Annotated in this window: 11 protein-coding genes; 10 read left to right on the top strand and 1 reads right to left on the bottom strand. The window is 31.9% G+C overall.

Going from position 1 to position 12,324, the window contains the following annotated elements; all coding sequences use genetic code 11:
- Positions 1 to 31 precede the first annotated feature (31 nt).
- The 7 genes from hypB to B3Z56_RS15675 all read left to right on the top strand — a co-directional run bounded on the left by hypB (position 32) and on the right by B3Z56_RS15675 (position 8,907).
- Positions 32 to 703 carry a hydrogenase nickel incorporation protein HypB gene (gene hypB, locus B3Z56_RS15705; protein ID WP_346846659.1) on the top strand — a complete coding sequence of 224 codons (672 nt, stop codon included), beginning with the start codon at positions 32 to 34 and terminating at the stop codon, positions 701 to 703.
- Positions 704 to 734: 31 nt separating this feature from the next.
- On the top strand, positions 735 to 3,425 hold the full coding sequence (locus B3Z56_RS15700) for an FAD-dependent oxidoreductase (protein ID WP_346879158.1): 2,691 nt from the start codon (positions 735 to 737) through the stop codon (positions 3,423 to 3,425).
- A 94-nt stretch (positions 3,426 to 3,519) separates the two neighbouring features.
- Positions 3,520 to 3,861, top strand: a complete 342-nt coding sequence (locus B3Z56_RS15695) for a hydrogenase/urease maturation nickel metallochaperone HypA (protein ID WP_150843686.1) — start codon at positions 3,520 to 3,522, stop codon at positions 3,859 to 3,861.
- Between the two features lie 178 nt (positions 3,862 to 4,039).
- Positions 4,040 to 5,797: an arginine--tRNA ligase gene (argS, locus tag B3Z56_RS15690; protein ID WP_346879157.1), complete on the top strand. Its 1,758-nt coding sequence runs from the start codon at positions 4,040 to 4,042 to the stop codon at positions 5,795 to 5,797.
- Between the two features lie 145 nt (positions 5,798 to 5,942).
- Positions 5,943 to 7,598 (top strand): GH3 auxin-responsive promoter family protein, encoded by a 1,656-nt coding sequence (locus B3Z56_RS15685; RefSeq protein ID WP_346879156.1) that lies wholly within the window; start codon positions 5,943 to 5,945, stop codon positions 7,596 to 7,598.
- 82 nt (positions 7,599 to 7,680) lie between these two features.
- Positions 7,681 to 8,271, top strand: a complete 591-nt coding sequence (locus tag B3Z56_RS15680; protein ID WP_346879355.1) for an HDIG domain-containing metalloprotein — start codon at positions 7,681 to 7,683, stop codon at positions 8,269 to 8,271.
- Between the two features lie 282 nt (positions 8,272 to 8,553).
- The gene (locus B3Z56_RS15675) at positions 8,554 to 8,907 is read left to right on the top strand and encodes a hypothetical protein (RefSeq protein WP_346846663.1); all 354 of its coding nucleotides are present in this window, start codon (positions 8,554 to 8,556) and stop codon (positions 8,905 to 8,907) included.
- A 97-nt stretch (positions 8,908 to 9,004) separates the two neighbouring features.
- Here B3Z56_RS15675 and B3Z56_RS15670 read toward each other — a convergent pair whose 3' ends face one another.
- Positions 9,005 to 9,433, bottom strand: coding sequence for a MarR family winged helix-turn-helix transcriptional regulator (locus tag B3Z56_RS15670; RefSeq protein WP_346846664.1), 429 nt, complete (start codon positions 9,431 to 9,433; stop codon positions 9,005 to 9,007).
- Between the two features lie 154 nt (positions 9,434 to 9,587).
- Between B3Z56_RS15670 and B3Z56_RS15665 the strand changes: the two genes are divergently transcribed.
- From B3Z56_RS15665 to B3Z56_RS15655, 3 genes are all read left to right on the top strand, one after another.
- Positions 9,588 to 10,091, top strand: a complete 504-nt coding sequence (locus B3Z56_RS15665) for a CarD family transcriptional regulator (RefSeq protein ID WP_346879155.1) — start codon at positions 9,588 to 9,590, stop codon at positions 10,089 to 10,091.
- 111 nt (positions 10,092 to 10,202) lie between these two features.
- Positions 10,203 to 11,225: a recombinase RecA gene (recA, locus tag B3Z56_RS15660; protein ID WP_346846666.1), complete on the top strand. Its 1,023-nt coding sequence runs from the start codon at positions 10,203 to 10,205 to the stop codon at positions 11,223 to 11,225.
- A gap of 151 nt (positions 11,226 to 11,376) precedes the next feature.
- On the top strand, positions 11,377 to 12,207 hold the full coding sequence (locus tag B3Z56_RS15655; protein WP_346879154.1) for an endonuclease VIII: 831 nt from the start codon (positions 11,377 to 11,379) through the stop codon (positions 12,205 to 12,207).
- Positions 12,208 to 12,324 lie beyond the last annotated feature (117 nt).

Genomic DNA, 12,324 nt, shown 5'->3' with positions numbered 1-12,324 from the left:
AAAGAAAAATTAAATGGGGGTGTAAAATAGTATGGATATGTATAAAGTTATCGAGATTAAGCAAAATGTTTTCGAAAACAATGATAAACAAGCAGAACTACTTAGAGAAGATTTAAAAAAAGATAAGACTTTTTTGTTAAATTTAATGTCATCACCAGGGTCAGGGAAAACAACAACTGTTTTAAGAACAATTGAAGCTTTAAAAGATGAAATGAGTATTGGGGTCTTAGAAGCTGATATTGACTCAGATGTGGATGCTAATACTGTTTCAAAGACTGGTGCAAAGGTAATACAATTGCATACCGGTGGCATGTGCCATCTGGATGCAGATATGACTAAACAAGGACTAAATGGATTGGGAACAGAAGATATTGATTTTGTAATATTAGAAAATGTAGGAAACTTAGTATGCCCAGCAGAATTTGATACTGGTGCATCAAAAAATGCAATGATACTAAGTATACCAGAGGGAGATGACAAGCCCTTAAAATATCCTTTAATGTTTTCCATTGTTGATGTTTTATTAATTAACAAGATAGATGCAATAGATTATTTTGACTTTGATTTAGAAGCAGTGAAAGAGCGTGTGAAAAAATTGAATCCCAATATTAAGGTCATCCCAATCTCTGCTAGAACTGGTGAGGGAATTGATGACTGGGTTAACTGGATACGTAATGAAGTAAAAGATTGGAATAAAAAATAGGGTATATTGAAAAATTATTGGGGGAATGGGTATGGTAAAAGTAAAAGTATTAGAACTTGCCAATCATATAAGTAAGATAAAACCTGGTTCGAAAAATGAAATAAAGCCTAAAGATCCAGAATATAAAATTTTGGAACCAGTTGTTACAGAAGAAATGGCAGAAGTAGGACTTTGCGTTGAATTCCGTAAACCAAAGAGCGCAGAAGAAGTTGCTGCTTTATGTGGAAAATCTTTAGAGGAAACAAAGAGAATTCTATGGGAACTAGCCCTTGCTGGTGTTTGCTTCGTTGGTAAAGAAGATGGCATTGATAAGTATTGGTTTGAGATTTGGGTTCCAGGACACATGGAAATGATAGTTAACCACCCGCATAAGGAAAGTGTTGAGAATTATAAGCAAATTGCCGAGGCTTTTGAGGCCTATGGAAGAAAAAAAGCACCTATAACAGCAGGCATTTTTCCAGTTGGAACAGGTCCTATGCGTATTATTCCTATAGAAACATCAATTCAAGGTGAAACAAAAAGAGCATCCTATGAGGAAGTTTCTAAATATCTCAATGAAAATACTGTTTTCTCCGTTTCGGATTGTTCTTGTCGTACATCAAGAGAAGCTATGGGAGAAGGTTGCGGCCACTTGAAGGAAGATATGTGTATTCAGCTTGGTCATGCTGCTGAATACTATATCCGAACAGGAAGAGGTAGAGCAATTACCCGCGAAGAAGCTTTTGAAATCATTAAAAGAGCCGAAGAAAATGGTTTAATGCACCAAATGCCAAATGCAGATGGTCCAGGAAAAACTCATGCCATTTGTAACTGTTGCGGCTGTTCATGTTACGCTACGAGAATTGCAGGAATGTTCTTAAATAATGATATGGTGCGTTCAAATTATGTATCAAGAGTTGATAAAGACAAATGTGTTGGTTGTGGAGAGTGTGTTCAAGTTTGTCCAGTTAATGCATTGAAATTAGGTCAAAAATTATGTGCTAAAACACCAATTATTGAGAAGAAGAGAGTTGACTTTGCCCACAATACAGAGTGGGGTCCAGATAAATGGAATGTAGATCATCGTATCAACAAGAAAAATGTTGTTGATACAGGTACAAGTCCTTGTAAAACACAATGTCCAGCACATATTTCTGTTCAAGGCTATGTTAAGCTAGCATCTCAAGGAAGATATAAAGAAGCGCTTGAACTTATTAAGAATGAAAATCCATTTCCAGCAGTATGCGGACGTATTTGTCCAAGAAAATGCGAATCTGCTTGTACTAGAGGCGATATTGATGAACCAGTCGCTATAGATGAAATCAAAAAATTCATTGCTGAACAAGATTTAAAAATGGATACTCGTTATGTACCAAAATTAAGACATGAATACGGTAATAAAATTGCAGTTATAGGTGCTGGTCCTTCAGGTCTCTCTTGTGCTTTTTATTTAGCTCTTGATGGTTATAAGGTAACGGTATTTGAAAAGCAAAAGGTACTTGGTGGTATGCTTACCCTTGGTATTCCTTCTTATAGATTAGAAAAAGAAGTTATAAATGCAGAAATAGATATTTTAAGAGAACTAGGAGTAGAATTTAAAACTGGTATTGAAGTAGGTAAAGACATAAGTCTTAAATACTTAAGAGGTCAAGGATATGAAGCATTCTATATTGCAATCGGTGCCCAGTTAGGCAGAAACCTTGGTATCCAGGGTGAAGATTCAGAAGGGGTTATTACAGGGGTTGATTTCTTGCGTAATGTAAACTTGGGTAATGAGGTAAACCTTGAAGGAGACGTGGTTGTAATTGGTGGCGGTAACGTTGCTATTGATGTTGCAAGAACAGCTACAAGAGTTGGAGCTTCAAAGGTTAACATGTTCTGTCTTGAAAGTCGAGAGGAAATGCCAGCCCTTGAAGAAGAAATTGAAGAAGCATTATCAGAAAGCATTGAAGTTAACAATTCTTGGGGTCCAAAGCGAATCCTTGAAGAAAATGGGAAAGTTATAGGCATAGAATTTAAAAAGTGTCTTTCAGTTTTTGATGATAATGGGAAATTTAGTCCTATATTTGATGAAGAAATCACTAAGATTGTGAAGGCAAATCATGTTCTAATTTCAGTAGGTCAAGGAATGGATTGGGGTAGATTACTAGAAGACAGCAAAATAGAATTGAATCCAAACAAAACAGTGAAAGCAGATTCCTTCACTCTACAGACAGGGGAGCCAGATGTATTTGCTGGTGGGGATGTATTAACAGGTCCTAAGTTTGCTATTGATGCCATTGCTTTGGGTAAAGAAGGTGCAATTTCAATTCATCGCTATGTTCAACCTGGACAGAGCTTAGTTCTTGGAAGAGATAGAAGACAGTACTCTGCACTTGATAAAGAAAACTTAACATTACAAGGATATGACCGCATACCAAGGCAGAAAGTAGACCATGTAGATGGAACGAGATCAAAAGAAACTTTTAAGGATTTACGCCCTACATTTACTGAAGAGCAAGTGATGAAGGAAACAGAACGTTGCCTTGGCTGTGGTGCTACAATTACAGATGAATATCAATGTATAGGCTGTGGTGCATGTACTACTAGATGTAAGTTTGATGCTATTACACTTTTTAGAAAATATGATGCACAAAGTGTACCACTTGAAAAGCTTAAACCTATAATTGTTAAAAATATAATTAAGCGTAAAGGTGTAATCACAGCTAGAAAGATTAAAAAGTTATTCACAAAAGATTCTTAAAAATAAAACGAAATAATTGACATATTACAGGAGAAAAGGTGAGGGAACATATAGTTGCCTCCACCTTTTTACCTAGATTAGAAGGGTGATTTTAATGCATGAATTAGGTGTAGTAATTGAAGTGGTTAAAACTGTTGAAAATTTCGCAGAAAAGAATGGATTAAAGAAAATAGATACAATAGTTTTACAAATTGGAGAACTTTCTTCAATGATTCCTAAATATATTGAATCTTGTTATCCAGTAGCAGTAGATGGTACAAGATTACAGGACACAAAATTAAAGATTGAAATATTACCAGGTAATGCAATCTGTAGAAAATGTAGAAAAGTTTTTAATATCATTGAGAATAGTAGTAAGTGTCCAAGCTGTACAAGTGAAGAATGGGAGCTATTATGTGGAAAAGAGTTTATGATAAAGGAAATAGTTGCTTGTTAAGGTAAGACTTAAAAGATAAGAGATGAGATAGAAATACGTATAAGATATTTTACTAGGGGCATAATATGGACAAGCGATTAACATTTAATGAGGATACTAGCATTTATTATAAATGGCAATGTTTTAAATGTTTATGACACCATAGATTTATATTTAGTAAGAAAATAGGAGGTATAGTGTGAAGATATTTATTGATGAAATAAGTGATGTAGTAAAAAGTACTTTTGAAGAGCTAGGATATGATAAAGAATCAGGAAAGGTAACTGTATCTAATAGACCAGATTTATGTCAGTATCAATGCAATGGTGCTTTAGCTAATGCTAAGAAATACAAAAAGGCACCCAGTGTCATAGCGCAAGAAGTTATTGAAAAATTGAAAGAAAATAAGTTTTTCTCTAAATTAGAAATTGCAGGACCTGGGTTTATTAATATAACGGTTAATGATAAATTAATAATTGACTATGTAAATAAGATGAATAATGATGAAAAGTTTGGAACTTCATCTGCTACAAAAGTTAAAAAAATATTTGTAGATTATGGTGGAGCAAATGTTGCAAAGCCCTTACATATAGGTCATTTAAGATCAGCAATAATTGGAGAAAGTATAAAAAGAATTGCTAAGTTTATAGGTCATGATGTAATTGGAGATGTTCACTTAGGTGATTGGGGTCTTCAAATGGGTATGGTTATCTCTGAAGTTGAAAGACGTAATCCAAAATTACCTTATTTTAATGAAGGTTTTACTGGAGAGTATCCAAAAGAAGCTCCATTCACAATAGATGAATTAGAAGAAATATATCCTTATGCTAGTAGCCTTGCTAAAAATGATGAAAAAGTTATGAATGCAGCAAAACAAGCTACCGTTGAGCTTCAACAAGGTAGAAAAGGATATCTAGCATTATGGAAACACATATTAAATGTTTCTGTTAATGATTTAAAGAAAAATTATGGTGCATTAAATGTTGACTTTGAATTATGGAATGGTGAAAGCGATGCACAAAAGTTTATTCCAGATATGATAAAATATTTAAAGGATAATGGATATTGCTATGAAAGTGAAGGGGCCTTAGTTATTGATGTAAGTAAGGAAGAGGATAAGAGTGTACTTCCACCATTACTATTATTGAAATCAGATGGAGCATCACTATATGGAACAACTGATTTGGCTACAGTTGTAGAGAGAGTTAGAAACTATGAGGCTGATGAAATAATATACTTAGCTGATAAAAGACAAGGACTTCACTATGAGCAATTCTTTAGAGCAGCTAAAAAATCTGGAATTGCAGGTGAGAATGTAGAATTAGATTTTATAGGCTTTGGAACAATGAATGGGAAAGATGGAAAACCATTTAAAACTCGTGAAGGTGGAGTAATGAGGCTTGCAGATTTAATAAATTTAATTAAAGAAGCGGGTAAAGAAAAGCTTAAAGGTAATAAAAATATATCAGCAGGAGATGTTGAAGAAATCTCATCAAAGGTAGGTTTAGCAGCTTTAAAATATGGTGATTTATCAAATCAAGCTTCAAAGGATTATATATTTGATATAGATAGATTTGCTTCCTTTGAGGGAAATACAGGACCATATATTTTATATACAATAGTAAGAATTAAATCTATTTTAAATAAAGCTAACACATCTGAGTTAACGGAAAATGTATTAGAACCACAAAGTGATACAGAAAGAAACCTAATGTTACAATTAATTAAATTTAATGAAGTAATTGAGCTGAGCTTTAGAGAACGTGCACCACATAAGATATGTGAATACGTTTATGAATTATCAAATAACTTTAATAAATTCTATAATGATACAAGAATATTATATGAAGAAGATGAAAATAAAAAAATTTCTTGGTTAGTTCTTATTACTTTAGTTAAAGATTTATTAGAACAATGCTTAGATTTATTAGGCATGGAAAGTGTTGAAAAAATGTAATATACTGCAGTCCTTTTTTTAGTCATGGATGGGATTTAAAGCAATTCGCCTCCATCAATGTGTAACATCATTTTATATTTTTTCATACATTAGATATATACAAATACTTAGGAAGTGTGTTATTACGAGCTTTATAAGCAAAGTCTTGTACAAAATCGCCATTGAAGGTGGGGGATTAGTTAAAAAGAAGTTTGATAAAGAAACTAGTAATTGCAAAAAAGTCAATGCAGAAGTGTTATTGAAAATATTAAGAGAAAATTGCAAAAGTGAAATCGGAATTAAGTTTAATTTTCGAGATATCAACTCCATAGATGATTTTAAAAAACATGTTCCATTAACCCAATATGATTATTACGAAAATTATATAAGACGAATGTCAAATGGTGAAAAGAATATTTTAATAAGTGAAGGTGTAGAATACTTTGGTCATACATCAGGAACCACAGGAAAGCAAAAGTTAATTCCATCTACTAAAACAAGTAGAAAACTTGCTTCAAAATATATGGCATTACTTACCAATAAGTTTTCTTATGATAACTTTAGAGAAAATTGGAATTATGGAAGAGGCTTAATGATAGCTGATATAGTAATGACAACTTATACCCAAGGAGGAGTACCAATATGTTCTGCCACTTCTGGAGGGATGAATGGTATAAGATTTATATTACCATACTTATATACTTCACCAATAGAAGTCATGAAAATAAAAGATAAGGAATCCTCCCTTTATCTTCATCTGCTATTTGCATTAAAAGAAACTAATCTTTTATATATTAGTGGAGTTTTTATATCTAATATATTGGATTTATTTAGGATATTAGAAAGTAAACATCAGGATTTAGTTAGAGATATAAGGAGAGGATGTATAAGAAATATTTTGAATATTGATGAAAACACTAGAAAAAAGTTAAATTCACTTCTTTCTCCTGATGCTAGTAGAGCTGATAAATTAGAGTATGAATTTGGAAAAGGATTAAAGGGTATAAGTAGGAGAGTATGGCCTAATTTATCATATATTGCCACAGTAACTGGAGCAAACTTTTCTATATATGATGATAAAGTAAATTATTATACTGATTCATTGCCAATTTATTCACCAGCCTATGCAGCTACTGAGGCTATGATTGGAATTAATCCTTATGCAAATAAGATAAGATATGTAATTATCCCTGACACTGCATTTTATGAATTTATTCCACAAAAGGAAGGAAAAGAAGATAGTCAGAACACCCTTTGTTTAGAAGAGCTAGAAATAGGGACAAAGTATGAAATAGTTATTACTAATTATGCAGGCCTTTATAGATACAGAATGGGTGATGTTATTCAGGTAGTGGGATTTTATAATAATTGTCCTGAAGTGGAGTTTTTATATAGGAAAAATCAAGTGTTGAATATGGTATCTGAAAAAACTAATGAAGAACATTTAACTAATTCTATAAAAAGTACAATAAAAAAATTAAATTTAAACTTAGTAGACTATACTACAATGCCTGATAACTCAATTACACCTGGAAGATACACGTTTTACTTTGAATTTAAAAATAGTATATCTAATTATAAGATTAAATTATTAGCGGAAACCTTGGATAAGGAGATTAGAAGTTCTAACTTAGCCTATGATAGAGCTAGAAATAACAAGAATTTATCTATGGTAAAGGTAATACTTTTACAACCAAATACCTTCAATACAATTAAGGAATCTTTATATAAGAAGGGAATATCAAAAAATCAAATTAAAATTCCAAGGGTTATTTCTAATAATAGGAGTATATTAAATATTATTAATAGAAATAAGATATGATATACTTCTTTAATATTATTTGTATTTGTAATATTCTTAAAATATAATATTATTAATAAAGTTTTTATAGGAGGATATTATGATGATAACAAGAGAGGAAGCGTTGGAACTACTTACCGAATACAATAAAGAAGGATTTCATATTCAGCATGCATTAACAGTAGAAGGTGTTATGAATTACTTTGCAAAGAAACTTGGATATGAAGATGAAGCAGAGTTTTGGTCTAGAGTTGGATTGCTTCATGATTTAGATTTTGAAATGTATCCAGAACAACATTGTAGCAAAACTCAAGAAATAATGAGACAACGTGGTCTTGATGAAAGATTAATAAGAGCAGTAGCTAGCCATGGATATGGACTTTGTGCAGAAGAACAACCGAAATCAGAACATGAGATGGAAAAAATATTATTTGCGGTAGATGAACTTACTGGTTTGATTGGTGCAGCTGCAAGAATGCGTCCATCTAGGAGTGTTATGGATATGGAACTTTCAAGTCTTAAGAAAAAGTTCAAAGATAAGAAATTTGCTGCTGGATGTTCAAGGGATGTAATTAGACAAGGAGCAGAAATCCTTGACTGGGAATTAGATAAATTATTTGAAGAAACAATTCTAGCTATGCGTTCTTGTGAGGATTTCATTAATAAGGAAATGGAATTATATAACAATTGGTAGATTATATTGGATAATTTTTATACTTATGTAACCATATGGGTAAGTAAATTTGACAAGTAAAAGTAAAAATGATATTATTATATTGTCAGTGTGTATGAAAACTCAAGACCATCTGAAGGTGGTTTTGAGTTTTTTTATAATAAGGTTTCTTACAAAGATATGAGTCGTTGGTTTATGCCATAGGTAATGATATTTTAAAAGAAAAAATATCATGAAAGAAGAATGGCTGAAAGTAAAAATTATTAAAACACTAGTTTGAAATTAGAGAGGAGACGGTCAAGAATGAATATAAAAAATGAGCAAGTTAATCATATTAAATTCGGATCAGGAGTTATAACAGAGGTAGAGGGCGATAAGATATTAGTGCAATTTCAAGATGACCTTGGAGTAAAAGCCTTCGCATATCCAGAAGCATTTAAAATGTTTCTAGAAGCAGCAAATGAGGAAGTTCAGAATAGTATATTAGAAAAATTGTATATAAAGCAAGAGCAGTCAAAAGCTGAACTAGAAGAGAAAAGAAATGAAGAAAAACAGGAAAAAGAAATACTTGAAAAAGCTGCAAAGGAAGAGAAAAAAATATTACTTGCAGAAAAGAGAGCAGCAGCAAAACTTGCAAAAGCAAAAGATGCAAAATAATCAGTAGTTTTTGATAAATATAGAGTCATTGCATAGCTTTATGATTCTAAAGATATAATAAAAACACATTAGCAGAGGCATAAGGCTATTTTATTAGCTATATGTCCCATTCTAATTTTAACATATCTTTAAGTATTTCTACCTTATCAGTTCCAATTTTCTCACATAGTGTTTGCTCTATGGCTGCCTTTTGAGATAAATTTATCTCATAACATTCTTCACCTAAGGGAGTCAACTGCAAACATTTATCCCTATTATTGTTTGTTGAATTTGTAATTTCAATTAAGCCCTTTGCTTCAAGATTTTTTACAAATTTATGAGTTGCCTGTCTAGAGATATCAACATGTTTTGTAACGTAAGATAGAGTTGGTTTTTTATTATATATTCTTGCCATGATATACCATTCAGAGTTTGAAATATGTATATCACTACTATCATTCCATGATTTTTCACATATTCTACGAAGTAGAACGTGACGCTCACTTATTAAATCAATTAAATGTAAGTTTTGTAATTCAGAATTCAATGGCTTCACTCCAATCGTTATCTTTGCTAAAATAATATACAAATAATATACATAATTCATTAAGAATTGTCAATTTAATTGACAATTTGTTTAATTTAATGTACAATGAAATTAGTCAACTTAGTTGACAAAGTACAACAAGGGAGAAATTGAAATGTTTAATATTGGAGAATTAATAATTTATTCGGCCCATGGAATTTGCCGTGTAGATGACATATTTGAACAAATAATAGGGGGTAAAAAAAGAAATTACTATAAATTGCACCCAGTGGACGATAGTTCATTAAGTATAAGTGTCCCAGTTGAGAGTGATAAGGTAGCCATGTTACAGCTTGTAAACAAAGAAGAGGCAGAAGAACTTTTAGAATCCTTTAGGGAGCCAGGTGTAGAGTGGATAGAAGCTAGTACTGAAAGAAATCAAGTATATTCTAAGGTTGTAAAGAATGGAGATCGTAAAGAAATCTCTAAGGTAATAAGTACTTTAATGAGAAAAAAGCTTAAAATTGAAGCAGAAGGAAGGAAATTTCATCAGCAAGATATCAAACTTTTATCTAATATTCAAAGTATATTGTTTACAGAATTGGCATTCAAATTAAACACAACTTTTGAAGTAATAAATAGAAAAGTTGCTAGATTAATTAATGAAAATGACTACTAAATATGTTCATAATAGAAGTGTATGTTAAAGAGGGCTGTTTTACTCAGTAGAAGTTAAAAAAGTGAGACATAATTTAAGCTATAAGGGCTTTTGAAAGGGTAGTTGATAAAAATGAATATAAGTAATGATAGAAGTATGGCCATAGAAACAGTTATGAACCATATAGAAAAACAATTTGGAAAAGGTTCCGTAATGAAGCTTGGAGGAACCTCAACAATGGATATAGAAGCTATCCCAACAGGATGTCTTGCTTTAGATATAGCCCTTGGCGTTGGAGGAGTTCCAAAGGGTAGAATAGTGGAGATATATGGACCAGAATCTTCTGGTAAAACAACAGTAGCACTACATATAGTGGCAGAAGCTCAAAAAAGTGGTGGTGCAGCGGCGTATATCGATGCTGAACATGCTTTGGATCCATCCTATGCAAAAAAACTTGGTGTTAATACTGATGATCTGATTATTTCTCAACCTGATACTGGAGAACAAGGCCTGGAAATAGCTGAAGCGCTTGTAAGATCAAATGCTTTAGATGTCCTTGTGGTTGACTCTGTTGCTGCCCTTGTTCCAAGAGCTGAAATAGAAGGTGACATGGGGGATTCTCATATAGGATTGCAGGCAAGGTTAATGTCACAAGCCTTAAGAAAACTAACTGGATCAATTAATAAATCTAAATGTGTTGTTATATTTATAAACCAACTAAGAGAAAAAATAGGTATTATGTTTGGTAATCCTGAAACAACAACAGGTGGAAGAGCGCTGAAGTTTTATTCATCAGTTAGGCTTGATATAAGGAAAATAGATATTATAAAAGTAGGGGAAGATATTCTTGGAAGTAGAACAAGGATAAAAGTAACTAAAAATAAGGTTGCTCCGCCTTTTAAGCTAGCTGAATTCGATATAATGTACAACGAAGGAATTTCAAAGGAAGGTGCACTTATTGATATAGCAGTTAAGGAAGATATAGTTGAAAAAAGTGGAGCTTGGTTTTCTTATAAAGATGCTAGACTTGGTCAAGGAAGAGAAAATTCTAAGTTATATCTAAAAGAAAATCCTGAAATAGCTCTTGAAATAGAAAATATAATAAGAGAAAAATATAATCTTAAATTAGTAAAACAGACTAAGGAAAATGAATAAATGTTTTAAATATAAAAGAAAGAGAATCATCATATTATGGAGATTCTCTTTCTTTTATTTTCTTTACGATAAGTATATAATGGAATAATAAATAATAATTGGAAAAGCTAAATTTAGATAAACTATGTCTTAAATAATTGGAGGGATAACAATGATTGAGATACCGGAAGCTTTAACACTTGCAGGGCAGATTAACAATACAATTAGGGGAAAGAAGATTGTGAATGTTGTTGCTGCTCATAATCCACATAAGTTTGCGTGGTATCATGGAGATCCACAAAAATACCATGAAATACTTGTAGGAAAGACTATTAATATGGCAACTGCCTACGGAGGTATGGTTGAAATTAGTGCTGATAATACATCAATATTAATTGGTGATGGGGTAGGATTTAGATATAGGCGCAGTGGTGAAAAACGTCCGGTCAAACATCAACTTCTGTTAGAGTTTAATGATTCATCTGAAGTTAGTGCATCAATTCAGATGTATGGAGGAATATGGTGTTTTAATACCAAAGAAGGGTTTCCCAATAATTATTATCAGGTTACAAAGGAAAAACCATCTCCACTTTCTTATGAATTTAATGAAACTTATTTTGATAAACTGATATCCTCACAGGATTTACAGAAGCTAAGTATAAAAGCATTTCTTGCTACAGAGCAGCGAATACCTGGCCTTGGAAATGGAGTGCTACAAGATATATTATGGCAGGCTAAAATTCATCCAAAACGAAAAATTAATACATTAAGGGATGAAAATAAGGAAGTTTTATATACTTCCATTAAAACTGTTCTTTCTAAAATGACAGAACTTGGTGGAAGAGATACAGAAAAGGATCTATATGGAAACAATGGTGGATATAAAACTATGATGAGCAAAAATAGTGTAGGCTCTTCTTGTGTTTCTTGTGGTGAAATTATAAAAAAAGAAAATTATTTAGGTGGTAGCATTTATTACTGTGAGAATTGCCAGTTACTTTAACTCAATATGATAAAATTAATAATGTACTTTTATAGTTAGATATAGAAAAAGTATATAAAGGCTAGTATAAAAATTAATAAGGAGTAGAGCTTTTAATTAGATGAGGTTTTACTAAAA

It is taken from the genome of Clostridium sp. UBA7791, assembly GCF_002480755.1.
Lineage (GTDB): Bacteria > Bacillota > Clostridia > Clostridiales > Clostridiaceae > Clostridium_J > Clostridium_J sulfidigenes.
This window is presented reverse-complemented; position numbering and strand designations above follow the sequence as displayed.